A 26,626-nucleotide genomic window follows, 5' to 3' on the forward strand; every position below is an offset into this window, starting at 1 on the left:
AGGGGTCATCACCAGCGGTTATGCACATCCTCCGCCCACCCCACGACCTCCTCGACGCGCACCCGCGCGCCGGTGTCATCCGCGACCGTTCCGGACCAATGGCCGAAGCACTGGTGGGTTCGGGAAGAGAACACCCACAGGTCGGTGACGGACTCCTTCAGGTGGAATGGGGTGAAGGTGAGGTCGACGGTGTCGCCGGTGATCCGCCACGGCGCCATCCAGTCGCCCGGGTCGTAGGTCCACACCAGTTCCTCGCTGATCTTCGACAGGTGCCCGTCGACCACCAGCGCGTTCTCCACCGAACCGGTTCCGTCGGTCCACTTCCCGCCGACCTGGATACCGATCACCTTGCCGTCGGTGCGACCGGAACCTGCACCCCAATTCCAGTGCACCGCGTAAGGCCAGCGTCCACGACCGTGATCGAGCGTCGCCCACGACTCCCCTTCGGGCACGTCCGCGACGACACCGTCGACGCGGATGGTCCCGGTCGCGGGCCTGGCGACATCCTTGACCGTGTACTGGAAGAGTCGATCGGTCCACGGCACCACCACACCGAGACACTCGTGGCCTTCAGGACGGTGGGCGAGGATGTCGATCTCCACCCGCTCCCCGTGCGCCTGTAGACGCGTCCCGCCGTCGACCTCGTCGATGTCGATCCGCACCTTCTTCGTGCGCGCACGGACCGGGCCGGCACCGAGGGTGCCCGGTAGCGTGGCAGTGCGTCCACCCACACCGATCGCGTCGTGCGCGACGGTCTCTCCGCTGATTCGATCGATCAGCCAAATACCGTGCACTGCTGCGTAATCTATGTCCGACACCACGAGCGCGACCACATGGGTCGGCGTGGTCACCGCCCAGTACTCCCACCGTTTGTTGCGACCCTTCCCCGCCCTGCCGCGGCCGATGCCGTCGGTGGTGATCAACGGTGTGCGCGTCCACCCGACCGCGCCGGGGTTCAGTCGTCCGTCGGCCCGGGTCAGGGGCACCGGTTCGGTGATTTCCCGTTCTCGCACGGCGAGAGGTGACGCGACCCCTCCGGTTGCGTGATCGTGTCGGCCACGCAACCGCAGGTTCGACGCACGGACAGCCTCTGCGTCGACCTTGAGGACGCGACGGTCGTAGGTCATCAGACCGTTCGTCTCTTCCTCGACGTCGGCGAGCTGGGTGTAGATGAAGGCAGCAAGCCCGTCGTCGATTGCAGGACCGAGTTGCGTGTGCTGCAGGCGCAGGAACGCGCGCTCGTAGGCCCACTGGTCGGTGAACTTGCGGTAGCCGAACTCCTCGTCGCTCCACACATTCCCCGGGACCCGGTATGAGTACCCGCCGTACTCCGACAACACGGCGGCGCGTTCGTCCGCGGCGTCGGCGCGCGACAGCCGGTAGGGCCGGAAGTAGACGTGGCGGCTCGCCATGTCGCCGCCACCTTGGTCGTGCCAGCCACTGGCGTGGTCGACGGGTCGGGTGGGGTCGAGCTCCTTGATCCGTGCGGTGGCCGCGATGGCGTCGAACTGTCCCCAGGCCTCGTTGAACGGCACCCACGCCGCGATGCTCGGCGTCGAACGCAGCAGCACGACAGTCTCATCGAGCTCCTCGAGGAATTCGGTGCGCCCGTCGGTGTCTTGGCGTCCGAACCATGTGTAGCGAGAATCGTCCAGCTTCATGGGTAACGCAACGGGCGCGGTGACAACGGCCTGCCGGTAGCTGCGGCCACCGTTGACCATGTCCTGCCAGACGAGGATGCCCAACCGGTCGCAGTGGTGGTACCAGCGCAGTGGCTCGATCTTGATGTGCTTGCGCAGCATCGTGAAGCCGAGGTCCTTGGCGGTGACGATGTCGTGGATGAGCGCGTCGTCGGACGGCGCGGTGTAGAGGCCGTCGGGCCAGTAGCCCTGATCCAGCAGACCCGCGTGCAGATATGCCCTGCCGTTGAGCAGCAGCCGGGTAGTGCCATTCGCATCGGGTCCGATACCGAACGAACGCATCCCGACGTAACTGCAGACGCGGTCTGTGCCGAGCGTGACCTTCACGTCGTACAGGAACGGATCTTCCGGCGACCAGAGTCGCACGTCGTCGCCCAGTCGCAACCGCGTCGGCACTCCCACCGTCACGGTGCCGGACACGACGTCATGATCGTCGGCTCGCACAGTGACCTCAGCGGTCTCCTCACCGACACCCCCGGCCGCCACACAGACCTCGACTTCGCCGGATTCGGGATGCGGTACGAGATCGAGCCGGTCGACCCAACACTGCGGCACCGATTCGAGCCACACCGTCTGCCAGATCCCGGATTGCGGTGTGTACCAGATCCCTCCGCGGTCGAGTTGCTGTTTTCCTCGGCTGCGCCACGAGGTGTCGGTGACGTCCCGGACCCGAACCACAAGTTGGTGACTCTCGCCGCGAAGAGCGTCGGTGATATCGAGCGTGAACGGGAGATAGCCGCCGCGGTGCCCACCGACGAGGGTGTCGTCGATCCACACCTCGCAGTCCTGGTCGACCGCCCCGAAATGGAGCAGCACCCGATCACGAATGAAACCGTCAGGCAGCGTGAGACTCCGGCGATACCACAGGGCTTCGTCCGGCTGCAGTATGCGATTCACGCCCGACAACGGCGCCTCCGGAGAGAAGGGCACCACGATCTCCCCGTCCCACTTGCCGGGCCGCGCGGTGATCGCAGCGGAGGTGATGGAGTAGTCCCAGCGGCCGTTGAGGTTGACGTACGAGTCGCGCACGAGTTGTGGGCGTGGGTATTCGGGCAGGACGCGGTCGGGATCGAGAGTTTCGCCCCATTCGGTGATCACAGGCTGGTCTCCAAGGATTCTTGTGCGAGTGTGTGTGCACCGCCGGCTTTTCGCAGCAGGACGACGGGGATGGCGATCAAGACCACTACTGCCGCGGCGGTCGGGAAGATCCACGGTGTCGGCACCTGCTTCACGACGCCGAGGTCGACGAATGTCTCGTCGGCACCGGCGATCACAGCTGCACCGAGGAACGGCCCGATCACCATCGGCACGAGGACGGCGAACATCATCCGAAGTCCCTGCACCTGCCCCGCCCGCTCCGGCGGAGTGAGGTTACGGACAGTCGCCGAGATCGCCGCGACCCCCAGCATGAATCCCGCCATCATCACGATGCCCGCTCCGATGACGGCAAGCATGCTCCGCGCAGGGAACATCAGGAGCAGACCGATGACATACACGACGGCGACGGGCAGGACGCCCCGGGATGGTCCGATCCGGTCCAGTACGCGGCCTCCGATCACGCTGATCACTGCCGCACCGAGCAACACCGACGCCAGGACGATTGCGTATCCATCTATGTCGAGGTACCGCTGCACGTAGATGATCAGATACGGCAGGAACACCTGGGTGCTCATCCCGAGGATCGCCCAAGCCAGCAACGCGAGGTACAACTGCGGATTGTCACGCACCGTGCTCGGGCGAAGTCCGTGGATGACCGACGACAGGTAACTGCCGCTCGGTCTCGGTCGCCGCGGCTCTCGGAGCCCGAACCATGCGATCACACCGACCACCGCGGTGGCGCCGCCGATGATCGTGAAGAACAGCATCCACTGGCCGCCTCTGGTGAGCGGGTCGAGCGCACCGAAGACCAACAGCATCGCCAGCAGTGGCAGCGTGGCGAGCACCCCGTCGACACGGCCGCGATTACCAGGGTCCGTCGAATCGGTGACCCACGCATTGAAGGCTGCGTCGTTCGCGGTCGAACCGAGAATGCTCATCACACAGTCCAATACGACGATCGCGATCACCGCGACCGTCACCGCATCGAGCATCGGCAACAATGACGCGGCGGCATCGACACTCACCAGCCCGAAGCCGGCGGTGCAAAGGCCCCACAGCACGTACCCGACCGCGATGAACTCGCGTCGCCTTCCGATTCGGTCCGACGCCGCGCCGGCGAGCAGCGTCGCAACGGTCGCGGCGACGGCGCTGGTCGCGACCAAGGTGGCGAGTACCGTCGGCGAGTCGGTGATCGTGTTGTAGACGAAAAGGTTGAGATACATGTTCTCGACCGTCCAGGCCAGTTGGCCTGTCAGTCCGAGCAGCACCACCCAGGTCCAGAGGCGACGATCGGCGACACGTTCGTGCATCCCGCGACCATAGTGGTTCGCGCCATCCCGACGCGTGTACCGATCTCACTATGTCGGGCATCGTCACGTCGCGATGAGGTCGATCCGATCGATGAAGCGTTACTTCGCGAGGAAGCGCATGCGCTGCTCGGGCCCTCGCGGATCACCCAGCTCGACCTTCGCCTGCCCTCGGGCGCGACGATCACGGTCATGTCTGATCAGAAGTTGTGAAACCTGGATTTGATTCCGCGGTGACCAGATCGGCGTTGCCTGCCAGTATGGACTGATGTCAGCCCTGAGAATCTTAAGGACGCGCGAACGGAGACAGTGAGATCAGAGCGGCCACGTCGGGAGGTCGATACGCGACGGTGTGGCCGACTCGTGGGAGATTTCCTGCTCCGCCCGATGCAGTGAGGTTGCGATGGCCGCGGGTTCGCCCGATCCAGGGTTTCGGGCGTAGCGGGGATGGGCGCCGGAGCTGATCTGGATCCCGATACGGTGGCCTACCGCGAACTCGTGGAACGTCGGCCACAGGTGGATCTCGACCGTACGGAACCCTTCCGAATCCGGTTCGGGATCGGTATTTTTCGTGCCGATGGAGCCGACCCGGCGGATACCGTCGCAGACGGTCATGACGCGCCCGTCCGGATGCACATCGCAGATGCGGACGAACAGATCGGCGCTCGGACGCGACGAGCGGAACCGGATCCGGGCAACGGGTTCACCCGCCACGGTCAGAGGTTCGACGAGCACGTCGCCACGGAACACCACGACATCGGCGCGGCGTTCGTGCGCAGTGTTGTCCACCGGGTCCGATGTCGGCTCCAAACTCGGGCCGCCGAGAGCAGGAGTGGGATCGGACGGGTCGTAGACATAAGTGGTGCTGCCGCCCGCAGGATCGCCGGGTCCGAGTCCGCCGCCGGGTTGAAGGAACAGGGATCGGGTCGACACGCCCTGGGGTGGCCAGGCAGCGAGATCGTGCCACTCGTCGGCGCCGGTGCGGAAGGCCCGGACCGGCGCGACGCGGGTCGTGGGCCCGTCGGCGAACTGTTCCTTCAGGAATTCGACGGTCTCCCGAATCGACGGCGCACCCATCCCACGGGACAAGTGACCCCACGGTCCCACGGTCAGGCGCGGTGGCCTTCCTGCCGCGGCGAGCTGCGCGTAGGTGTGCAGCTGCCACGGTAGGAAGATGTCGTGCCAGCCGGTGACCATATACATCGGGGCGGTGACCTCAGGGACCGAGGCGGCATACGACTGTTGGGTCCAGTACTCGTCGGCGAGATCCTCATAGGTGACCCACTTCTGGTACCAATCGACCCGTCTCCCATTCGCAGCGGTGTCCCCCGCAGTCAACGGCAGCACATCGAAAGCCGTACGCAATTTGGCGTCGGGGCGAAGCCGGCTCAGCAACAAGGGCAGCATCTCCCGGTGGATCATCCTGTCCATCATCTGCGTCCAGCCGAGCGCATTGCGCATGGCGAAGGCGCCGTTGTCCCAGGTGACGGCCCCGAAGTCGGGCATGGTGATCTGCAGGCACAGCGCGTCCGGGGCGCTCTCGGGGTCGGTGCGCTCGAGTTCTGCGGCCACTGCCCACTGGGTGAAACCCATATAGCTGGAGCCGTAGGTCGCGATCGGTCCGGTATGCCAGGGCTGGGCGCGGACCCACCGATGGGTGGCAATACCGTCCCGCTGTTCGTCGATCTGCGGCGTGAACGCACCCTCGGACCCAGAGGTGCCACGGCAACTCTGGAACAGCACCCGAAAACCCTCGCGGGCCAGAGCACGGGCCGAATTCGCCACCGGGCCACTGCGTCCGTACGGGCCGCGGATCACGATGGTGGGCAAGCGAGGATCGGTATCGCCGAGCGGGGTGATGAGGTCGGCGAGTAGCACGACGCCGTCGTCCATCGGGATGTGAAGTTTCTTGCGGACCGTGATGTCGTACGGTCCCGGATCGAGCTCCGTGAGGGTCTTGGCCTGGATCCAGCGGCCGAGACGTTGCCGTAGCGCGTTCAGTCCACCGATGTCCGCCCCCGCGGTGCCCCTGCCCATGGCCGGTCAGTGTTACAGCAATACCTTCCGTGGTCAACGAGCATGCACCGGCGTCCGGTCTGCGACGACCGGATGGGAACTGATCGTGTTGCCGACCGACGCGGGGATGTTCAGCGCAGTGATGTTTCCTATCGTCGACGCGGTCCAGGCGAACGTCATGTCTGCCAGTATTGGCTCATGTCCCCCCTGAGAACGCTAGGACGTGTCACCGGATGGACCTGCGTAGCGATCGGGGGAATCCAGCTCGTCGGCGGAGTGTCCGGGGAGCCAGGCATGACAGGCGATGCGACGGTGGACTCACACGTGCGCTTCATGGGTCCCGTCTTCGCCGGTTACGGATTGGGTTGGCTCGACGCCGCGGCTCGCCCCGAACCGGACCTGAACCGGATGCGGATTCTCGCCGGGCTGATGGCTCTCGGAGGCGTTGGCCGGCTCGCGACCCGCTCCACTCTGGGTCGGCCGCACCGCTTCCACGATCTGCTCCTTGCCGTGGAGCTCGCCGCCCCGGTCGTAGTGGAGGTGCTGGGTCGGCGCGAGCGTCCTGCGCACGGCTAGGTCCTGATTCCAGAGTCCTGTCAGCTGTGCCCGTCCAGTTCATCCGCGATGAGCGTCGCCCACGACAGAATCTGATCGTTATCGGTGTTGGGAAAGTTTTTGTAATCTCGTGCCTTGACCATCGCGGCCAGTTCGGACAGGTCGATGTTGTCGCTCGCCGTGCTGTCGTCCGCAGCGCCGGCGAACAGCCAGACCAGCCGTTGCGTCAGAGCGGGAGCATGACGTCTGCATGCCTCTCGCGCGACGGCGGGCAACCCGTCGCTCTCTGCGTCGCTCCCGATAACGATGGCCTCGAAATCCGCGGCGCGTTCGAGATCGGACAAGGTACCCCGCGCGACGTCGAATCCGCGTTGGGCCAGTGACTCGGCGATCACCGTGGCGGCGTGCGAGGTAGTACCTCGAGTACTTTCGGTTGCGATCAGGACGGACATGCTTCTCGGGTTCCCCGCCACCCGGAAGGGAAACATCACCGTCGTGCGCCCGCGCAGGGTTCACAGTGGAAGCGCGCGCGTGCGGGTCGCGGAGTACGACCCAGAACTCCGTAGACGCTATACATGCGGTATGGATATAAAAAACAGTTCGCCCGGTATGGCGACAGGTCCAGTTCCCGAGCCGGTGCTGTCATTCGAGTCGACGGTGCCGCGCCGCTACGTCCATCGCCAATCCGTGACGGAGGTTTTCCTCACCGATTGTGTCCCCGCGTCGGAGCCCGACCGATACGTGCTGGGCGCACAATGGCCACGATTACACGGCTTCTACCGCGGTCGGGCCGGACGGTACGACACGATGCTGCTCGCCGAGACGTTGCGTCAATGCGTGATCTACTTGGCGCACACCCGCTATCGGATCCCGCTCGGGAACCCGTTCGTGATGCAGACACTCGAGATCACGGCCGAGCTGGAACGACTTCAGATCGGTGCAGGAGCTGCGGAGGTCTCCGTCACCGTCGCTGTGTCTGGCGTACGACGTCGCGGTTCGCAGGTCACCGGGCTCAGCGCAGCACTCGTGTTCGAGATCGACGGCCGGCGGGTCGGCTCCGGAAAGGGGAGCGCAGTTGTCCTCACGCCCAGCGAGTACGCGGCCAGTCGTTGGGGAGACACCGGGCCGCGGTCGATCGGGCGCGTACCCGAGTACAGGCTGGTCGGCCCTGAAGAGGTAGGGATGTCCTGTGAAGACGACGTCGTTGTCGGCGCGACGGAGCGGCACGGGCGCTGGCGGGTGGTGCCGGATCTGGAGCACCCGGTGATGTTCGACCACCCGAGTGATCACCTGCCGGGCATGCTGATGCTCGAGGCTCTCCGTCAGTCCGCACGAGCACAGTGCGCACGTCCGGACGCGGAACTGGTGTCGTTGAGCGTTCAGTTTCACCGCTTCGTCGAACTCGACCTTCCCACCGAGGCGGTCGTATCGAACGCCCAGGACGTCCCGAGCGGTATGCGCGTAGTCCTCGAGCAGCACGGAGTGCCAACGGCATCGGCGACCTTGACTCTGGCTCCTGATACCGGCGCACGTCCGCGGGTCGGGGCCAAGACCGGTGGGTGAGGTGGTGTCAGTTGGACGCCGGCTCGCGGGTCCAGCGGGCTTGCCGGATCCGTTCGCTCGTGCCGGCACAGGTAGGTGTCAGGATTCCCTCGAGCAGGAACTGCCACATCTGGTCGATTCGCTGCTCGAGATCGACACGCCGATCAAGCACGTTCGAGACCATCTGCACGCCGGTGAACGACGAGATCACGAATCGGGCCAACTCCTGCGGTTCTATCGTAGAGAGCAGATCACCCTCGGTTATCGCGGTCTCGACGAGCCGTCGACAGGCATTGATCCAGTCCTGGTACGGCCCCGGACGCTCCAGGCCGGTGCTGACACTGAACTCGAGGGTCAGCCGGATCCCTGCTCGCACGATCGGGTCCTCGACGATCTGTCGGCCCATCTCGTGACAGAGCATCACGATCTGTTCGAGCGCCGAGGCGCGGGTCGAGGAAATACCTTCGACCGCAGTGATGGAAATTTCATGTTGCCGTTCCACCACAGCCTGCGCGAGTTCCTCCTTCGACTTGAAGTGGAAGTACAAGGCACCTTTGGTGAGACCGCTGCTTGCTTCGACGATCTGACCGAGGCTGGCGCCATGGAACCCAAACCTATCGAAGGTGGCCGCAGCCGCTACAACAATCTGCTCTCGGGTCGCCACCGCCCGGGCTTGCTTGGCCAAAACCCGTGTCCTTCTCTCGAATTGATTCGATAAGGCGAACTATGATAAATCCCCACGATCCACCCCTACCCACGCAGACCGTACCAGTCGACCGGATTGCATCCGCGGAGCATGCGTCGAATCCAACGGTCGCGCCGCATGTCGCCGTGGTCGGCGCGACCGGGTTCCTCGGCCGCGCAGTGCTCGACGCGCTACTCCGCCGCGGCCTGCTCTGCACGGCGATATCCCGCCGTCCCCCGGCACCTACCGGACCATCGATGCGATCTCGGGCTGCGGATCTGCGCGACTCCGAGGCTCTCGTCGATGCACTCGTGGGCGTCGACACGATTGTGCACGCCGCGTCGTACACAGGTTCCGATCCGGACCAGTACGAGCAGATCAACACCGCAGGCACCGCGAACCTCGTGGCGGCCGCCGCTCGCCTCGGCATCGATCACGTGATCTATCTCAGCACCATCGGGGTTTACGGGCCCGGGCCCCACCGAAACATCGCCGAAGGTGAGCTGTCACCGAACCCTGTCACTGCGCTGAGCACCAGTCGTCTCGCCGCCGAGAACCTGGTTCGTGAGCACGGCGGGCTCGTCCTGCGTTCCGGCTTCGTCTACGGCCCGGGTGACCGGTGGTTCTTACCCGGGCTGGCCCACATCGTCTCGACTCTCGGAACTTGGATCGACGACGGCGCCGCACGCCAGTCGGTGATCTCCCACCACGACGTCGGCCGACTGACTGCGGCGATCGCGGCCCGTCCGCTTCCTGCGGTACTGCGCACACAGGTGCGCCACGTCGCTCGTCCGCAGCCTGCCACTGTCCGTGAACTTGTTCACACTGCGGCCGCGCAAGGACTGCTCACCTCGCCGACGGTGTCCGTGACCTACGAGCAGGCACTGCGCACCGGTCGGGAACGGGGACTATCCGAGCGTCACATCGATCTGATCGGGCACGACCATCACTACGACAGCACCCGAATCTGGGCGCACACCGCACTGGAGCCATCGCCTGACGACCACACCACGACCCGGACCTCACCGGGTCGCGACGCCACGTCTTGAGCGCCGAAACAAGAAGTTCCCGTCGCAATGCTGTGTCACCTGGCCGGATGAGGTACATTAATCCCGATACCGGTTGATTGGTATTGTTCATGGCTGGGGAGGCGTGGGCATATCGGCTTCCGCCGATAAGGGAATAGCGATGGTGGGGATCTCACGGGGGGTCCCCATCATCGTCACCCGCTCACACCGACGCCGTAGACGATCGCACCGCCCGGACGCGCACACTTGCCCGAGACCGTCCGAGCGTCGAAGCAGGCAACTTATCGATTGCCCCATCCGCCGGCGCGGACTCTTGCGGATGAGAAGATGCGTCAGAGCCCCTATAGTGCACTTGTAGTCCTCCTTCGCCTCCCCAGCGAGGAACTACCCGTTCCCGCGCACTTCCCCCCGTAGTGTGCGGTGAGCGAGGAGGTCCGGCGGTGCACCGCCGGACCTTCACGCAACGGAGAAATCCGACGCTGCAACAGGCGCACTCACGACCTTCGTTCCCCCAAGAAATCTATTCGTCGGTCACTTCGAGTGCCACGTCGATGTTGCCGCGGGTCGCGTTGGAATACGGGCAGACCTGGTGGGCCTTCTCGGTGAGTTCGAGGGCCTTGTCGTGCGGCAGGTTCGGCAGGGTGACCTCGAGCGTCACAGCGAGCGCGAAGCCGCCCGCATCAGTCGGGCCGATGCCGACGCGAGCGCCGACTGCGGAGTCGCTGACATCGGCACCCTCCTGGCGCGCGACCATCTGCAGGGCAGAGTGGAAGCACGCGGCGTATCCCGCGGCGAACAACTGCTCGGGGTTGGTGCCCTCACCGTTGCCACCCATTTCGGTGGGAATAGCCAGGTCGACGTCGAGCTTTCCGTCACTGGTACGGGCGTGTCCGTTGCGTCCCTCGCCGGTGGCGAGGGCTTCTGCGGTGTAGATGATGTTCATGTCGGGTCTACCTTTCGTCGGAGGTTCCGCCGGTTGCGTCCTGCAGCGCGGCGGTCAGTCGGTGGAGCGTGTCTCGCAGCGCGACCAGTTCGTCGGCGTCGAGCCGGCTTGCGCGCGCGACGCAGCCGGCGATGCCCTCCGCTTCCTCACGCAGCGCGTTGCCGGCCTCGGTGAGGTGGACGACGACTCTGCGTTCGTCGGCGCGTTGCCGTCGGCGTTCGACGAGCCCGGCGGTTTCGAGCCGCTTGAGCAGCGGCGAGAGGGTGCCGGTGTCGAGGTCGAGGGCGTCGCACAGGTCGTGTACGCCACGTGCGTCGCGTTCCCAGAGCGCCAGGAGCACGAGGTACTGCGGGTAGGTGACACCCAGCCTCTCGAGATGCGGCCGGTACACGGCGGTGGTGGCGCGCGACGCCCGGTACAGCGCGAAGCACACCTGCTGGTCGAGCGCGAAGTGATCAGACACAATGCAAACAGTAGTGCACCGTTTAGTTGTGCGCAATATAGATTGCACACTTCACCGAGTCGGATATGGGTGCGCCGCCCCACGCCGTCCCGCTCTCATGGCCGAGCCAGACGCCGAATCGCATTGAGAGGCAGTCTCAACCAACTCGGACGATTCCTCGCCTCGTACACCACCTCGTACACCGCCTTGTCCACCTCGTACGCACGAAGCAGAGCGCCGAACTCCCGAGGATCGAATCCGGATGCGGCGGCATACCCATCACAGAACGCGCCGGAATTGCGCTGCGCCCACTCCCCCGCCCGGAACTCCCGCTGGGTAGCGACCCCCTCGGGTTCACGCTCGCGCACCGAATGGTGGGCCGCATAGTCGAAGGACCGCAGCATTCCGGCCACGTCACGCAGGGGCGTGTCAGGGTGTCGCCGTTCGGTGAGTGGCTTCGCCGGTTCACCCTCGAAGTCGATGAGCAACCACCGCTCCGGTGTGCGGAGCACCTGACCGAGGTGCAGATCGCCGTGGACTCGTTGCACGGCCACAGGGCCGAGTGCCGCTACCTCCTCGAACAACGCCTGCACATCGGGCACGAACGCGGCAAGTTCGTCCACTTCCGCGGCAGCGGCGTCGAGCCGCCGGACCATGCCCGCGGCCAGGTCCGACGCCGGACGCTCCGACGCACCCAGACCTTCGAGGAGATGAGCGTGGACCTCGGCGACCGCGGCACCCATCCGATGCGCCTCACCCGCGAAATCCGTACCGATCTCGTCGGCGCGCAGATCCCCTTCGATGAGCAGGTCGCGGACACTTCCGAGCGCCATCGACCAGCCGTCCGCGGAGTTCGCCGCGAAATCCTGGACCATCGCGAGAGTCGTACGGACGCCGTCGATGTCCGCCTCGATCCATGCACGGATCGGCGCCACCGACCGGCTCCCCACCTCCGCGAGCGCAAGATGGAGTTCGACATCGGGGTTGATCCCGAGGGTGATGCGACGGAACATCTTGAGCAGCAACTGCTCTCCGAGTACCACGGACGTGTTCGACTGCTCCGCGCTCAGTGCGCGCCCCCGCATACCCGGCTCGATCACTGCGCCCGGGACGGTGCGCAGTTCGACGCGACCGCGGGTTCCGCTGCGTGCGAGGCTGTTCGCGTACAGGCCGATGACTTCTTGATCGCGCAGGCCGTCGTAGACGAACACGGCATCTGCTGCCGTTCCGTCGGGCGCGGCCACCGTCCACGGCGCCAAGTCCTCCGGCAGATGTGCTCGGTAGCCGAGCGGCACCTGGTAGATCTGTTCGGGTGTGGAGTCGAACATGACGGCCACCAGCAGGTGATCTGCACCGAACCCGGGTTCCTCGGCGAGCGGCTGCCGCAGCAGCACTCTCACCCCAGTGATCGTGTGCCCCTTCGCGGCGAACCACCGCTGGTGCGGCAGCCATTGCACCAATCGAGCCTCGAGGTCGGCGTCCGAATACAGCACGTCGTTCTGTTCGGTCATGGCTGCACCGCCGCTTCCGCCTCACTGCTCACCGGATGCAGTCCGGCACCGTCGCTCGCCGGATCGGGCTGCAATGCGAACCAGAAGAACCCGTGTCCGGGAAGTGTGATCATGTAGCCCTCCTCCGTGATCGGCGGGAACGGCACCGAGCCGGTGAGCTCCACCGGTATCCACCCGACGAATCTCGACAGATCCAGCACCACGGCCTGCGGATACCGCGACAGGTTGTTCACACACAGGATCACGTCGCTGTAGTTGCGGTCCGGCCCCGAATCCATTTCCCGCAGATACGACAACACCGCCGGATTCGCGCTGCCGAGTTCGGTGAACGCGGCCTTGCCGAACGCCGGATGCTGCCTGCGAACCTGGATCATCCGGCGCGTCCAGTGCAACAACGAGTTCGACGAATTGAGCTGTGCCTCGACGTTGATCGCCTGGTAACCGTAGGTCTGGTCCATGATCGTCGGCAGGTACAGCCGTGCGGGGTCGGCCCGAGAGAAACCGGCGTTGCGGTCGGGCGTCCACTGCATGGGTGTCCGCACCGCGTCGCGGTCGCCGAGCCAGATGTTGTCTCCCATCCCGATTTCGTCGCCGTAGTACAGCACCGGCGACCCGGGCAGACTCAGCAGCAACGCCGTGAACAGTTCCAGCTGGTTGCGGTCGTTCTCGAGCAGCGGAGCCAGACGCCGCCGAATCCCGATGTTCGCGCGCATCCGCGGATCCGTCACGTATTCGGCATACATGTAGTCGCGTTCCTCGTCGGTCACCATCTCGAGGGTGAGTTCGTCGTGGTTGCGCAGGAAGATGCCCCACTGGGCGGTCTTCGGGATCGGCGGGGTCTGCGCGAGGATCTCGGAGATGGGAAACCGGTTCTGCCGTCGCACCGCCATGAAGATCCGCGGCATGAGCGGGAAATGGAAGGCCATGTGGCATTCATCGCCGATCTCGGGTTCGCCGAAGTACTCGACGACGTCGGTCGGCCACTGATTCGCTTCCGCCAACATGACCCGGCCGGGATATTCGGCGTCCATCACCGCGCGACACTTCTTGAGGAAGGCGTGCGTCTCGGGCAGGTTCTCGCAGTCGGTGCCCTCGCGCTCGAACAGGTACGGCACCGCATCGAGCCGGAATCCGTCGATGCCGAGATCGAGCCAGAACCGCAGCACGTCGAGCATCGCGTCCTGCACCTCGGGGTTGTCGTAATTCAGATCCGGCTGGTGCGAGAAGAAGCGATGCCAGAAGTACTGTTTGCGAACCGGATCCCACGTCCAGTTCGACGTCTCCGTGTCGACGAAGATGATGCGTGCATCCTGGTATCCGGTATCGGAGTCGGACCACACGTAGAAGTCACCGTACGGGCCGTCGGGGTCGGTGCGGGACTCCTGAAACCACACGTGGGTGTCGGAGGTGTGGTTCATAACGAGGTCGGTGACGACGCGAATGCCCCGCTTGTGGGCCTCGTCGAGGAAGGTCACGAAGTCGTCGACGGTGCCGAATTCTGGGAGCATCGCGCGGAAATCTCGGATGTCGTAACCCCCGTCGCGCAGGGGCGAGTCGTAGAACGGCGGCAGCCAGATGCAGTCGGCACCGAGCCATTCGATGTAGTCGAGCTTTTCGGTGAGTCCACGGAGGTCGCCGGTGCCATCGTGATTCGAGTCGTTGAACGCGCGGACGAGCACTTCGTAGAACACCGCGGTCTTGAACCAATCCGGATCGACAGGAAGGCTGCGGGCGTGCGCGTAATCTTCGGATCGCGTCTCCACGATGTGTCCGTCCGCGGTGTGCTCCGGTTCCGCTGCGCGAGAATTCGGCTGAGTTTCTTCCGCTGGCATGGCACCTCCGTGCGTGTCGCGTCGCAGGACAGACGTGAGGAGGGTTCCCCGCTGTCCGGGAATCCACACACGGTCGGACCGACAACATGAGATCGCTACCGATCAGTGCGGCCCGCACTCAGACGACACGCACCGACACATCCGATCGACATTCATGTGTATTAACGTCTCTCCTACCCTGATCCAAGTACGTTGATCCGATGCGGCTACTCCCGGTTATGTCGACGATCTCTGCGCTGTGCGCGGTGCCGATCCTGCTTTTCGTCGTTCCACAACTGGTCGCCTCGGGAGTTGTCGAGGTCGGGGGCAGTGTCGAGTTCATGGTGGTGCTCCCGACTCTGATCGGGTTGCCCTGCTCGCTCATCGGAGCCACCGTCGGGGTCGCCGGTCTCCTCGGGCGGCGCACTCACGGGCTGGAGACGGTACTCATGACCATCGGCCAGGTGACGACGGTGGTGCTGGCGCTTGTCGTCGTTGTGTGGGCGTTCGGCTTCGCCTCGACGGGGTGGGAGCTGCTCTTCTTGCCCACGTCGCTCATGGTCGGTCAGGTCATAGTGGCGGCGGGTCTGATCAAAACCGCTCGACAGTACAGGGCGTCACCTGTGGCGGGTCCCGACGCAGCCGAGTGACGCAGCGCGTCGATGCCGCCGAAAGCTATTGTTCGTCGTCCGAGTGGCTCACGATGTTGACCACGGTGCCGTCCGGCGCGCGGACGAAGAATCGCCGCACGCCCCACGGCTCCGTCGTCAGCGGATATACGATCTCGAACCCGCGCCGTTGCGCGTCCTCGTAGGCGGCCTCCACCTCGTTGCCGACGTGGATGGACAATGCGGAATCCACGGGCGCTGTCTCGTCGCCGCTCACCAGTTGTACGGTGGCGCGCCCGTCGGGGGTGGTGAACCGGGCGACCCATCCCAGATTCATCTCCTCGACGGAAAGCCCGAGATAGTCGGTGTAGAAGCTGCGGGCTTCCTCGATGCTCGGGACGTTCAGGTTTGCGGTCAGACCAGTGGGACGCATGTCGGAATCTCCTTCTGAATCGGCTGCGTTCCAACCGATTCCACTACAGACACGGGCGTACCCGTGGCGCTTCGGGATCGCGCAGTACCGTCAACCGCCATCTGTGTCGATGAGCGCGCGCCCCCACTGACTCGCACGTTCTGCCTCGCCAGGTGTAAGGACTGTCCGCTTGTCGACGAGGAAACTCTCCGGCTCTGCAACGAGAGTGAAACCGGCCTTGCGAAGCTTCTTGCCGATCGATTTCGATGCTCGGCCGGTCAACAACGGGTTGGCGTCGAGTCTCGTATCGAACGCGGCAGCCTTCCCGGTCACCTGTCCGAGGGAAGCGAGCCATTCGCGCACGCCGTCGCTCTCTGCATCAGGTTCGAGGGTGAGCGGGTTGTCGGGTTTCTCGGCCGCCTCCACTGCGCCGTGGCGGGTGGTGGGCCTGCTCATGCCGTGCACGTGGGTGGGGCCACCGACCACCACCAGGTCGTACGCGGTGAGATCTTCATCCTTCGCATCTGCGGCGGCGACGGTGGTCACCGCGGCAGCTTCGCCGATCCCCTGCGCAATCGCTTCCGCGACGTGACGGGTGTTCCCGTACATCGATTCGAAGATCACGAGAACCTTCATGGCGGATATCCTCTCGCCGGGAGAACTGCCGGCCTCGAGGCGACCGGCACGTCAATGCTATGCCCGTCGGGGGGTCGTCATTCGCGGATTACCTTCGACAGCACCGGTGCGAGCTCATCCGCATAGAACCGGAAGAAACCGTCGACGTCCGGCCCGGCATTCACAAGGGCGAGATGGTCGAATCCGGCATCCGCGTAGGTTCGGATCTTCTCCAGATGACGTTGCACATCGGGGCCGAAGGCGAAGCTCTCGGCTATGTCCGATTCACGAACAACGGACGCCGCTGCTTCGAAGTTGACCGGATTCGGCAATTCCGCCTGAACCTTCCATCCGGTGGCAGAGAAACGGAACAGAGTGTGGGCCGACGTCAGCGCTGCTTCTTCCGTCGGAGCCCACGACAACGACACCTCGGCATAGTGCGGCCCGTCACCACCGGCCTTCTTGTACTTCTCGACCAGATCGGGATCCGCATCTGTGGTGAAGAGTCCGTCGCCCAGCTCTGCAGCGAGCTTCACTGCCGGCCCGCCCGAACCCGCGACCACGATCGGTGGAAGCGCGTCGGGAAGATCGAACACACGCGCGTCCTCGAGCTGAATGTGGCGTCCGTCGTAGCTGTGGTAGCCGCCGCTCCACAACAAGCGGATCACCTCGATCGACTCGCGGAGCATTTCCGTCCGTGTCGCGGCGGGTGGCCAGCCACGTGCCACCACATGTTCGTTGAGTCGCTCACCGCTTCCCAGACCGAGAGCGAAGCGGCCTTCGGACAGCAAGGCCGTCGTTGCCGCAGCCTGCGCAATGATCGCCGGGTGGTAGCGAATGAACGGACATGTGACGCCGGTGGCCAGACCGAGCGTCGAGGTCTTCGCGGCAATCGAACCCAGGATCGACCACGCGAAACCGGAGTGTCCCTGGTCGTGCAGCCACGGATGGTAGTGGTCGCTGATCTCGACGAAATCGAAGCCGGCCTCCTCCGCACGCACCGCCTGCCGCACCAACTCTGTCGGTGAGTACGCCTCCGCGAACAGTTTGTATCCGATTTTCACAGCGCCTCCGTGCACTCTTTCGGCAATGCGCATGCATAGGCGCACACGACTGCCTCGTAGAGCGGTCTACCCACGGCGACACTTCTCGAACCTGCCGACGGTGGCCGGTCCGAATTTCTCGTTCAGTATCGGTTGTAATGCTGCACATTCTGCGCTTCGCCAGAGCAGATGCATTTTCGGTCGAGGCTTCGGCTCGAGGTCACGGCACAAAACCGAACACCGAGAGCATCATGGGAATCCATGCTGTGCGGACATGCCGTGCAGGACAGCGCTGATTCCTCTGCGCGTGCCGGGTTCAACATTTCGGTCGGGTACGACGCCATGGTGGCGCTCCAGTTCTCGGCCTTTCGACTTCCGGCCGGGTTACGCGCCGAGGACGACATGGCTGATCGCTCATATTCGAGTGTCCTCGGTGACCCCGAGGCTACCTTGGACCCGGCAGAACTGCGCCATCCTCGGCTTTTGCCGTCGGATTGGCGATCGCAGACCATCCGTCGGATCCGCGCTCGGCTCCGCCGAACACGCCACTCGACGCGCTCTACTGATTCTCGTCGACCGACAACGGCGGGACCCGGATGGAAACCCCGTTTCCCTACTCGCTCCAAATACGCCGGGCAGAATGCTCCCGCGATCATCCCAGCTTCCCGCTCGCGCAATCGCGGTTGTGGGAAGCTGGGATGATCGCGACAAGGTCGCACCGACGCGCCGACCTGAGGGCGTTCGCCACCGAGCGGCCGGCGGCCTACAAGGTGCCCGATCGCTGGACGTTCGTGACCGACTTGCCGCGTAGTCCCGTCGGCAAGATCGAATCTACTGCGGTGTAGAGGATTTCCGTTTCTCGCTGAAGGATGGACTCGTCGGAGGGCAGCGCGCGCTCCATCGACAGCCCATTGAGAACGGTGTTCAAAAGCTTTGCGTACGCGGCGATGTCGCCTTCGGGTAGAGCGCCTTCCTTGGCGAGGATCGTGAGCCAGTGTTCGACCCTGCGCTCCCCTTCGCTTGTCATGGCGAGGTATGCGGTTCGGATGTCGTCGGTGGGTTCGGCGGCGATGAAGGCGTCGAAGAATTTGATCCAGGCCTGTCGCGCTTGTTCACCGATGTCCACCCTCAGGACCTGCCGCAGGCACTGGACCAATCGGTCTCGAGCAGGCACCGCCTTGTCGTGGATGATCTGGCCGTCGGGCGCGACGACGTCGTAGATCGTTTCGAGAACGGCGTCGCGCAGTGCCCGCTGGGTCGGGAAGTGGTGGCGCAGCGATCCCATACTCACCCCGGCTCGTGCCGCCACGGTCCGCACGCTCAGCGTCGACGCCGGGTCCTCGTCGATCATCTCGCAGGCCGCGATGATGATTCTGGCCTTCGTATCGAGACCATCCTGATGTTGCTTCATCGCCCCACACCTCCATTACCAACACACCGTGCTAGCACAGTGTGCTACTGTCGCCCTATCCAGCGAATAGTACAGCGTGCTGGTCGTCGCCGATCCGGTGCAGTGGAAACAACGTCACCGTAGGCAAACCAGGTCCGTCGGCGGCTTCACCCCGGAAGGAACCACATGAAACCCCACACCACGATCCTGGCCGTAGCGCTGGCAGGTTCAGTCGTCGTCGGCTGTTCACAGACACCTGCCCAAGTCGGCGCAGAGCCGATGTCGACCGATCTGCAGTGGAACCCATGCCCCGACGGCGTCGAAAATCCCGAAGACGGCCCACCGGAATTACAGTGCGCCACTGTGCCCGTGCCACTGGACTACGGTAACCCCGACGGCACACACATCGACCTCACGATCTCCCGGCTGCCATCGAAGAACCCCGACGCACGACGAGGTGTGTTGTTGCTGAACCCGGGCGGTCCGGGCGGAACCGGGCTGGACCAACCCAACTTCCTTGTATCGCAGGGAATATCACCAGAGGTCCTGGACAGCTACGACCTGATCGGCGTGGACACCCGCGGAGTCGGGCACTCCTCGCCCGTGAGTTGCGGATTCACCGACGACCTGCAGTATTACGGCGCGGTCCCGCCGTATGCCTTCGACGAAACAGCATTCGCCGAGCAGGCGGCCACCGCGGAGGAAGTCGCCGAACGATGCGCAGCGAATGACCTCGACGGGCGAATGCGCCACGTGAGCACAGCAAACATCGCCCGCGACCTCGACCGAGTCCGAGCAGCACTCGGTGAGGAGAAGGCCAGCTTCCTCGGATACTCCTATGGCTCCGCACTCGGCGCCGCGTACGCCTCGATGTTCCCGGAGAGTTCGGATCGGGTCGTGCTCGACAGCAACATCGGCGACACCCATCTCGATCATGACGGAATGCGCAGATACGCACGAGGTATGGAGGAAACGTTCCCCGACTTCGCGGAATGGGCTGCCACACAGAATGATCTATACGGTCTTGGCGAGACGGCGCAGCAGGTGCGCGAAACCTACTTCACCATCGCCGAGCGCCTCGACCGTGCTCCGGTGGACGGGGTCAACGGCCGCGCGTTCCGACTGGCCACCTTCGTGACGCTGTACAACCCGGCCTCCTACGAGACAGCGGCACAGAACTGGCAGTACTTTCTGAACCCCACCGAGGCGACAACAGCCGCAGCCGAGACAGGCAATGGGCCGTCGCCGGCAGACAACAGCTGGTCGGTATTCCTCGCGGTCACGTGCAACGACGTCGAATGGCCCAGCGATGTCGACACCTACCGACGAGCTGTGGACGAAGACCGAGAGACCTATCCCCTCTTCGGCGCTGCGACTGCGAACATCATGCCGTGCGCGTTCTGGCAGTACACGCCTGCCGAGCCGCCCGTGGCGATCGACAATGAGGGCCCGACAAACATCCTGATCGCACAGAACCGACGCGACCCCGTCACGCCGCTGCGCGGCGGCGAACTGCTCGACGAGAAATTCGGCGAACGCTCCCGGCTGCTGACCGTCGACGGAAGCGGACACGGTGTCTACGCCCTCGGCAACAACCCTTGCGCCCAGGAAACCATCACCGATTACCTCGTCGAGGGCGTGATGCCCGAACAGGACACCACGTGTCGCGCGGGGTGATCATGCTGCAGACCAGGACATTTCGAGCGGGAGGGCAGAGCCTCACGTCTAGGGCACGGACACGACCAAGAACTCATGCTCGCCATGAATCATTCGTGCTGTGCATGCGCCGCGGATGGGCGTGCCGAGGAATGGCGTTGTGCGTCGAACGGTTCGAACCACGCCTGAACTGTGGCAAACAATGCCCGCTGCGGCAGCCAGAAGTCGCCGAACCGAGCCTGTTCGGAAAACGCACCATCGGGGCCGAGCTCGACCCCACCGACCACAGCTCGCACGGTGTGCACCGCCCACAACAGTCGCGGGTTGGCTCGGAACCATTGGCCGTTCGGAACATGTCCATCGAGCCGAACACGACCGGCGCCCAGCACCGGTCCCGCGACACGTCCCATCGCCTTCAGTACCGCGGGGCTGTGCCACAGAGGATCCGGCATGAGCTTGCCTGCCACGTTCATTGCCGTCGTCGTCGGTGAGGTGGTCATCCGAAGATCCCACTCGAGCTCGCAGCCAACTGCGACATGCAGCTCCGCTGGACCGCTCCACTCGGTACGGACGTCGGTCTCCTCGGTCCTGCTCAGTGCGCGGCCGAGATACCGGGCGCAACTCACTTCGGGTGGGACATCGCTGTACACGGTCCACGCCCCGGCAGGGTCGCGGTGCCATACGGCCGTATATCCGGCGCCGACCGAGTTGGTGGGGAATTTGCGCAGTGCGAGGTAATGGCCGCTCGTGAACGGAGCACCCATCACCGCGTAGCCGGCGAATCGCTCACCGGAGACACTCGGCAATTCACAGGGCCGCTCTGCGGCTGCACACGGAGTGATAGTCATGATCGTCCTTCCAGAGTTCGATTACTTCGAGTTCGAGTACTTCGATCGTGCTCCGCGAGCGCCGCATCGTCATGGGGCGACTGCCTCATCTTTCGCAACCCGCAACCCGCGGAGGACACTGATCGCATGGCCTCCGAGGGTGACGGTCCACGTCGAGCCGAACTGATTGCTGCCTTGTCACTCGCGATCGATCTCGGTCTCGGCCAGCCGATGGAGCACATGCTGCGTTCCGCCCTGATCGCTACCCGCATCGCGGAGCGGATGGGACTGAGCGCCGAGCAGCGGGCAGTCGTGTTCTACGCGAATCTGGTCTCGTGGATCGGATGCCATGCGGACTCACACGAGTTGACGAGGCTCTTCGGCGACGACATCGCCTTCCGCGCCGACACCTACACAGTGGACATGACGGGACTACCGTTCCTGCGTCTACTGATGAACCACGTCGGACGCGGACTGCCCCACGCCGAACGCAGCCTCCGTGCCGCCGCATTCTTGTTCACAGCGCGCCGTCAGATGTCCGAGCTCATCCGATCGCATTGCGCGTCCGCGAGTGTCCTCTCCGACCGCGTCGGCCTGGATCCCAAGGTCAGCGCGATGCTGGCCTTCACGTTCGAGCGGTGGGATGGCGCAGGTCTGCCGGCCGGTGTGCGCGGGGACGCAATCCCGGTGGAGATGCACATCGTGCATCTGGCCGACATCGCCGAGGTTCACCTGCGCACCGGCGGACCAGCACGTGCTGTCGCGGTGGCGCATACACGAAGTGGCACTCAATTTTGTCCGCGCGTGGTGCAGGCGTTCGACGAGGCCGCAGCCGAGATCACCGCGGGTGTGCTCGAGCAGGATGCGTGGTCGGCTGCTCTGTCCCAGGCACCGGATCGCGCCCGCACTCTGGACCGCCGTGAACTCGACGAGCTGCTGCGGGCGATGGCGGATTTCGTCGACCTCAAATGCCCTTTCATGCTGGGACATTCGCGGAGCGTTGCGGATCTGGCGGCAGCCGCTGGGCTGCGACAAGGCCTGCCGGCCGCGGAGTCCGAACTCCTCTACCGCGCCGGGCTGGTGCACGGTCTGGGAAGAATGGGTGTGCCCAACCAGATCTGGGAAAAGCCCAGCCCCCTCACCACAGCGGAATGGGAGAGAGTCCGGTTGTATCCGTACCTGACAGGGCGGATACTCAGCCGCGTCAGCGGGCTGGAATCCGTGGTGGCGCTTGCCACGACACATCGTGAACGGCTCGACGGCTCCGGGTATCCCGCCGGAATCCGGGCTGCCGATCTGAACACGACTGCACGGATACTCGCGGCGGCGGAGACGTATCAGCGACTACGCGAACCACGTCCCCATCGGCACGCACTCACCGCCGAGGAGGCAGCCGCTCGGATGCGACGCGACGCTGAGGCCGGACGGTTCGACACAGAAGCAGTCGAGGCAGTACTGGCCGCGGCCGGACACCGCACCAAGCGGCGGGCTCCCTGGCCCGCAGGGTTGACCGGTCGCGAGGTGGAGGTGTTGAGGCTCCTCGCCCTGGGACGCTCGAACCGTCAGATCGCGACCGAGCTGACCATCACGCTGAAAACAACTCGCAACCACGTCGAACATCTCTACACCAAGCTCGGCGTGCACAGCCGCACCCAAGCCGGACTTACCGCCATCGATCTCGGCATTTCTCGATAGTGGAGCCCTCCGTCGTTCCGATCTCGCATTCTTGGCCTGTTGCCTCACCTGAGGATGCCCGCGGGACGATTGCTTTCCGGGCAGGCCCGATCGTGAAGCGTCGCCTTCTCCACACGCGACAGAGTGTCGAATTTGTCGACCTTCGGTACCTGCTGGGGGCTGAACAACTCCACCGCTCGCCAGAACTCGATGACGTCGCCCTGCCGACGATATTCCGTGTCCACCGCTCCCCCTCACTGCACAGTCAAGTCGGTTGCGAACCCTAGCGAAGGGTGCCGACACGGCGACCACTCACCGCGGAATTGGCGGACACCACCCGAGACGCTAGTCTGTGGCGGATCGGACAAGGGGACCGATCGATGGGGGATCATGGGGATGACCAACACGCTCGAAGCCGACCTGCCACAAATCCGGTCGGTGTCACGCCACTTCGATCTGCACGCCGAAGAGCTCTGCGAGATCGACACCTCACAGATGAAGACTCATTCGACAAGCGGATTCCTGCAGGCGTCGTCCGTCGCCGCCGCGCTCGGCGACGCCGAGGCAGCAACGCGCCGCGCCCTGTTGATCCTCGCCGATCGAGCATGGGCACTGCACGACACCATGAACCGCGTGTGCGAGGACTACTCGCACACCGAGGAATACTTCAGGGATGAGCTCGCGAGGGCAGTGTCCGCATGATTCCCTCGGTATCCGATGTACGTCAATGGAATTGGTCTTCACTGTCCGAGCAGGTGACCTCGACCGAGTCGGTCGCCACCCGACTCGAGGACGCCCGCGACTCGATCCACGCATCCACCAACGACCTCTGGTCCGCGTGGACAGGTATCGCTGCCGACGCCGCAGCAGGTCACCTCGACCGCGAACGCAAGTCCGACACCACCATCTCCTACGAATTACGCGAAATCGCCTCCGCTACCAGAAGAGCCGACGAAGATCTCGCACACGCAGCACGCGTGGCTCTCGACAGAATCGCCGCCGCCGAACGAGCCGGCTTCACCGTCAGTGACGGAGGCGTCACCGCCGGGCCTGACTTCACCGGGGTCTATGAGGGAGAACCCGACGCCGCCGCGCACTGGGGCATGATTCAGGACGCACTGCGGGTGGTCGGCGAGGTGGACGACGACCATGCCCGCCGCATCACCGGCATCATCTCGAACCTCGTCGACGTCACACCAGCACCAGCAGCCTTCTCCCCCGACGAAGCCGCCCACGACTGGGCCATGCTCACCGATGGCACGGTCACGTCCGAAGATCTGGCACGGTTCACCACGAACCTTGCCGCAGCAGGTCTTGACCCGCAGTCTCTCGAGGAGCTTGCGAACGGCAAGGTCGTCACGGCTCTCCCAGCGGGCGCGTTCGGCTACCTCGAGAACCTGTACGGCGAAGCCGGAGCGGATGGCGTCATGGAGTTGCAGCAGCAACTCCTTGCCGACGGCAGCACCTCAGCACTCGACGCCCGCGACCTCGTCGAAGCGCGTCCGGGCTCGGCCCAGCTCGACGGCTACCAGGTCCCGCCCACCTTGTCCGCATTCATGGACACCCTGCCGCCCGACGTCCGGAGCGAGCTCGAGTCCGAGCCGGGGGCCGCAGCCACGGCGCACCGCAACGCACTCGCCAATCCGGGGGACGCCGCGTACATCGACTCGGTGATCCGCGGACGCGAATTCTGGGAGTTCGTCGGAACCGGGAGCGGCACTCCCGGCGCCGAACTCGGCACGAAGCTCGTCGAATCTGCCGCATCGCAAGTATCCGTGATCGATTCGACCGGATCCGGCACCGGGCCGTACGACACCATCCCCATCACGGTCGGTCATGCCGGCGAATCGATGCTCGACGTCGCTGCCAGCAACCACGACGTCAGTGCCCGCGTGCTTGCAGGAGACCTGGACGGAGACGGCCGCCCCGACATTCAACGCGACGACATCCTCACACCACTGTTCACTCATGACTGGGACGACGGCGGCGAATCTGCAGGACGCCTCACCAATTGGATGACCCCCGAGATGGGCGACGCCCACGCTGCCGGCGACCCCGCACGTGTCGACCGGGCGGAGCGTGCTGCACTCGATCTGTCTCAGTATCTTGCGCACGAAGAGAACTTCGACCGTTTGATGGACGTCCACGGCGAGAACACCTCCAACATCGGTGAGGTGAATCCCGGACTGGTGCGAGCATTCGCCGATGGGTTGCACGGGTACATCCCCGAGCTTGTCAGGGCGGATAACGTGGGTGATTGGAAACAAGACAGCCTCGAATCGCCCAATTTCAACGAAGCCGCGCGACGCATCTTCACCCTCATGGCGACGGACCAGGAATCCAGTGCCACATTCGGAAGCGCAGCTACTGCATTCGGTCGGTACTACGCAGACGATTTCGTCGAAGGCCCCTCGTACCTCGGTGCGTCCAACGCGGGTCGTCTCCAAGCGCTGCTCGACACCGGGATCTACAACGCCGGAAGAGAAATGTTCGACGATCGAGCTCAGATCGACGAGTTCGTGCAGCAACGCCGGGAAGACACGTTCAATACGAACTACACGGTCATCCGGAATCTTGTCGCACTCGATCCTCGCCTCAGCGGCACAGTCGGATTGATGATGGACGTCAACAGCACCTCCATCCGAGACACGTTCGTGCCCGCATTCGAAGACCCCGAAGCAACCCCGTTCACCGGAGACTTCAGTCGATACAGCGCGCCGAACGCGTACAACCTGCTGGAGAATGCAGTCGGACGGTACGGCTTGCCGCGGGATCCTGAAATCGTCACGAACCTTGGCGATCTGAATCTCCTCGGATCCGACGGCACCCTCACCTACCCGAGCGGCAATCCGCCGCTGGACGCCATTACCGGCGCTGCAGACAGAGCCTTAGAGACGTACGGGATCGACTTCTCAACGTTCCGCGAGTACTACATCGACGCGTACGGAAGTGTCGCACCCACGAACAGGGAGACAGCTATCCCACGATGAAGCTTCAGCATAACCACGCAATCGTCCGGCTCATCCTCATTGCAACACTTGGCGCCGTCATCTCAGCGTGCACACCGCAGGCCGCTCCCCCTCCCCCGCCGGAACCAGACCGCTTCGCGGCGCTCGAAGCCGACTCGAAGATCATGTCGCACCGCTGGACCGCACCAGACGGCGTCGATCTCGACTCAGCAGAGATACAAGTGGCTAGAGGCTACATCGAGAGCGAAAACAACTACGACCGCACCTCAGACCCGTCCACCCTCTACCCCGGATACACCGACGTCACCCACGTCCCGAAATCACCACCTACGCCACGAACCGGGACGATCAACCACCACATCCTCCAAGTCGAACCCACCACCCACCTAGGACGACCCACTACTGAACTTCATGTCTGCGACGTCCACACACAGACCGCCATGCCCACCGCTGACGGGTGGACCCGTCTGGAAAGACGGTTCTACATGTCCCTCCGACTCCAACAGATCGAGCGGGCCGCAGGAGACCCACCCACGCTCGACTACGAGCATCGGCTGCCGTATCCCACCTGGAACGTCTTCGACGGCTGGGAGATCGAGCTCTTCACCGACAAGCGTATGGGCGAGAACGACCCGTGGCGAGTCTGTATGTCGCGAATACCGGGGATCACCCCGGACACCCCGGTGAAGGAACGTCTCCCTGCAGCACCCGTCGTCGAACCGTTCTACCCCGGCTGGCCGATCCTCGTCGACGACAATGGGTAGGAGGAGAGGCACACCCGAAACAGCCACTAC

Annotated in this window: 26 protein-coding genes; 9 read left to right on the forward strand and 17 right to left on the reverse strand. The window is 64.4% G+C overall.

Going from position 1 to position 26,626, the window contains the following annotated elements:
- Positions 1-8: 8 nt before the first annotated feature.
- The 4 genes from ACFWB0_RS05845 to ACFWB0_RS05860 form a co-directional block, all read right to left on the reverse strand.
- Positions 9-2,798, reverse strand: coding sequence for a DUF2804 family protein (locus ACFWB0_RS05845; protein WP_378489493.1), 2,790 nt, complete (start codon positions 2,796-2,798; stop codon positions 9-11).
- Positions 2,795-4,108, reverse strand: a complete 1,314-nt coding sequence (locus ACFWB0_RS05850; protein WP_378489494.1) for an MFS transporter — start codon at positions 4,106-4,108, stop codon at positions 2,795-2,797. The genes ACFWB0_RS05845 and ACFWB0_RS05850 overlap by 4 nt, the downstream gene beginning before the upstream one ends.
- A 312-nt stretch (positions 4,109-4,420) precedes the next feature.
- Positions 4,421-6,142, reverse strand: a complete 1,722-nt coding sequence (locus ACFWB0_RS05855) for a CocE/NonD family hydrolase (protein ID WP_378489495.1) — start codon at positions 6,140-6,142, stop codon at positions 4,421-4,423.
- Positions 6,143-6,175: 33 nt separating this feature from the next.
- Positions 6,176-6,301 (reverse strand): hypothetical protein, encoded by a 126-nt coding sequence (locus ACFWB0_RS05860; RefSeq protein WP_378489496.1) that lies wholly within the window; start codon positions 6,299-6,301, stop codon positions 6,176-6,178.
- Positions 6,302-6,319: 18 nt separating this feature from the next.
- Here ACFWB0_RS05860 and ACFWB0_RS05865 point away from each other — a divergent pair, with 18 nt between their 5' ends.
- Positions 6,320-6,697 carry a DUF4345 domain-containing protein gene (locus tag ACFWB0_RS05865; RefSeq protein WP_378489497.1) on the forward strand — a complete coding sequence of 126 codons (378 nt, stop codon included), beginning with the start codon at positions 6,320-6,322 and terminating at the stop codon, positions 6,695-6,697.
- Positions 6,698-6,717: 20 nt separating this feature from the next.
- Here the strand turns inward: ACFWB0_RS05865 and ACFWB0_RS05870 are convergent, their stop codons facing one another.
- Entirely contained in the window at positions 6,718-7,128 is a 411-nt protein-coding gene (locus ACFWB0_RS05870) for a flavodoxin domain-containing protein (protein ID WP_378489498.1), read from the reverse strand.
- Between the two features lie 157 nt (positions 7,129-7,285).
- Here ACFWB0_RS05870 and ACFWB0_RS05875 point away from each other — a divergent pair, with 157 nt between their 5' ends.
- Positions 7,286-8,239 carry a ScbA/BarX family gamma-butyrolactone biosynthesis protein gene (locus ACFWB0_RS05875; protein WP_378489499.1) on the forward strand — a complete coding sequence of 318 codons (954 nt, stop codon included), beginning with the start codon at positions 7,286-7,288 and terminating at the stop codon, positions 8,237-8,239.
- Between the two features lie 7 nt (positions 8,240-8,246).
- On the opposite strand, the gene ACFWB0_RS05880 is transcribed toward ACFWB0_RS05875, so the two are convergent.
- Positions 8,247-8,903: a ScbR family autoregulator-binding transcription factor gene (locus tag ACFWB0_RS05880; RefSeq protein ID WP_378489500.1), complete on the reverse strand. Its 657-nt coding sequence runs from the start codon at positions 8,901-8,903 to the stop codon at positions 8,247-8,249.
- Positions 8,904-9,049: 146 nt separating this feature from the next.
- Between ACFWB0_RS05880 and ACFWB0_RS05885 the strand changes: the two genes are divergently transcribed.
- The gene (locus ACFWB0_RS05885; RefSeq protein WP_378489501.1) at positions 9,050-9,952 is read left to right on the forward strand and encodes an NAD-dependent epimerase/dehydratase family protein; all 903 of its coding nucleotides are present in this window, start codon (positions 9,050-9,052) and stop codon (positions 9,950-9,952) included.
- Positions 9,953-10,451: 499 nt separating this feature from the next.
- Here the strand turns inward: ACFWB0_RS05885 and ACFWB0_RS05890 are convergent, their stop codons facing one another.
- From ACFWB0_RS05890 to treS, 4 genes are all read right to left on the reverse strand, one after another.
- On the reverse strand, positions 10,452-10,874 hold the full coding sequence (locus tag ACFWB0_RS05890; RefSeq protein WP_378489502.1) for an organic hydroperoxide resistance protein: 423 nt from the start codon (positions 10,872-10,874) through the stop codon (positions 10,452-10,454).
- Positions 10,875-10,881: 7 nt separating this feature from the next.
- Positions 10,882-11,337, reverse strand: a complete 456-nt coding sequence (locus ACFWB0_RS05895; protein ID WP_378489503.1) for a MarR family winged helix-turn-helix transcriptional regulator — start codon at positions 11,335-11,337, stop codon at positions 10,882-10,884.
- A gap of 95 nt (positions 11,338-11,432) precedes the next feature.
- Positions 11,433-12,827: a hypothetical protein gene (locus tag ACFWB0_RS05900; protein WP_378489504.1), complete on the reverse strand. Its 1,395-nt coding sequence runs from the start codon at positions 12,825-12,827 to the stop codon at positions 11,433-11,435.
- Positions 12,824-14,659: a maltose alpha-D-glucosyltransferase gene (treS, locus tag ACFWB0_RS05905; RefSeq protein WP_378489505.1), complete on the reverse strand. Its 1,836-nt coding sequence runs from the start codon at positions 14,657-14,659 to the stop codon at positions 12,824-12,826. Before treS ends, ACFWB0_RS05900 begins: the two co-directional genes overlap by 4 nt.
- Before the next feature lie 218 nt (positions 14,660-14,877).
- Between treS and ACFWB0_RS05910 the strand changes: the two genes are divergently transcribed.
- On the forward strand, positions 14,878-15,288 hold the full coding sequence (locus tag ACFWB0_RS05910; protein ID WP_378489506.1) for a hypothetical protein: 411 nt from the start codon (positions 14,878-14,880) through the stop codon (positions 15,286-15,288).
- A 25-nt stretch (positions 15,289-15,313) separates the two neighbouring features.
- Here ACFWB0_RS05910 and ACFWB0_RS05915 read toward each other — a convergent pair whose 3' ends face one another.
- The 5 genes from ACFWB0_RS05915 to ACFWB0_RS05935 all read right to left on the reverse strand — a co-directional run bounded on the left by ACFWB0_RS05915 (position 15,314) and on the right by ACFWB0_RS05935 (position 18,727).
- A complete protein-coding gene (locus ACFWB0_RS05915) occupies positions 15,314-15,679 on the reverse strand; it encodes a VOC family protein (protein ID WP_378489507.1) in 366 nt (121 codons plus the stop codon).
- A gap of 90 nt (positions 15,680-15,769) precedes the next feature.
- Positions 15,770-16,294, reverse strand: coding sequence for a flavodoxin family protein (locus ACFWB0_RS05920; protein ID WP_378489508.1), 525 nt, complete (start codon positions 16,292-16,294; stop codon positions 15,770-15,772).
- Positions 16,295-16,371: 77 nt separating this feature from the next.
- Entirely contained in the window at positions 16,372-17,337 is a 966-nt protein-coding gene (locus ACFWB0_RS05925) for a TIGR03557 family F420-dependent LLM class oxidoreductase (protein ID WP_378489509.1), read from the reverse strand.
- A gap of 122 nt (positions 17,338-17,459) precedes the next feature.
- Positions 17,460-17,972, reverse strand: a complete 513-nt coding sequence (locus ACFWB0_RS05930) for an RGCVC family protein (protein ID WP_378489510.1) — start codon at positions 17,970-17,972, stop codon at positions 17,460-17,462.
- 107 nt (positions 17,973-18,079) lie between these two features.
- Positions 18,080-18,727 carry a TetR/AcrR family transcriptional regulator gene (locus tag ACFWB0_RS05935; protein ID WP_378489511.1) on the reverse strand — a complete coding sequence of 216 codons (648 nt, stop codon included), beginning with the start codon at positions 18,725-18,727 and terminating at the stop codon, positions 18,080-18,082.
- A 165-nt stretch (positions 18,728-18,892) separates the two neighbouring features.
- Between ACFWB0_RS05935 and ACFWB0_RS05940 the strand changes: the two genes are divergently transcribed.
- Entirely contained in the window at positions 18,893-20,383 is a 1,491-nt protein-coding gene (locus ACFWB0_RS05940; protein ID WP_378489512.1) for an alpha/beta hydrolase, read from the forward strand.
- An 89-nt stretch (positions 20,384-20,472) separates the two neighbouring features.
- On the opposite strand, the gene ACFWB0_RS05945 is transcribed toward ACFWB0_RS05940, so the two are convergent.
- Positions 20,473-21,210, reverse strand: a complete 738-nt coding sequence (locus ACFWB0_RS05945) for a hypothetical protein (protein ID WP_378489513.1) — start codon at positions 21,208-21,210, stop codon at positions 20,473-20,475.
- Positions 21,211-21,336: 126 nt separating this feature from the next.
- On the opposite strand from ACFWB0_RS05945, the gene ACFWB0_RS05950 reads away from it, so the two are divergent.
- Positions 21,337-22,884, forward strand: a complete 1,548-nt coding sequence (locus ACFWB0_RS05950) for an HD domain-containing phosphohydrolase (protein ID WP_378489514.1) — start codon at positions 21,337-21,339, stop codon at positions 22,882-22,884.
- A gap of 44 nt (positions 22,885-22,928) precedes the next feature.
- Here ACFWB0_RS05950 and ACFWB0_RS05955 read toward each other — a convergent pair whose 3' ends face one another.
- Positions 22,929-23,108, reverse strand: a complete 180-nt coding sequence (locus tag ACFWB0_RS05955; protein ID WP_378489515.1) for a hypothetical protein — start codon at positions 23,106-23,108, stop codon at positions 22,929-22,931.
- A gap of 151 nt (positions 23,109-23,259) precedes the next feature.
- Between ACFWB0_RS05955 and ACFWB0_RS05960 the strand changes: the two genes are divergently transcribed.
- The 3 genes from ACFWB0_RS05960 to ACFWB0_RS05970 are packed head-to-tail and all read left to right on the forward strand — an operon-like array spanning position 23,260 to position 26,596.
- The gene (locus ACFWB0_RS05960) at positions 23,260-23,565 is read left to right on the forward strand and encodes a hypothetical protein (RefSeq protein WP_378489516.1); all 306 of its coding nucleotides are present in this window, start codon (positions 23,260-23,262) and stop codon (positions 23,563-23,565) included.
- 53 nt (positions 23,566-23,618) lie between these two features.
- Complete coding sequence (locus ACFWB0_RS05965) at positions 23,619-25,853, forward strand: hypothetical protein (RefSeq protein WP_378489517.1); 2,235 nt, start codon at positions 23,619-23,621, stop codon at positions 25,851-25,853.
- Entirely contained in the window at positions 25,850-26,596 is a 747-nt protein-coding gene (locus ACFWB0_RS05970) for a hypothetical protein (RefSeq protein WP_378489518.1), read from the forward strand. Before ACFWB0_RS05965 ends, ACFWB0_RS05970 begins: the two co-directional genes overlap by 4 nt.
- The last annotated feature ends 30 nt before the right edge of the window (positions 26,597-26,626 follow it).

It is taken from the genome of Rhodococcus sp. NPDC060086, assembly GCF_042730275.1.
Classification (GTDB): domain Bacteria; phylum Actinomycetota; class Actinomycetes; order Mycobacteriales; family Mycobacteriaceae; genus Rhodococcus.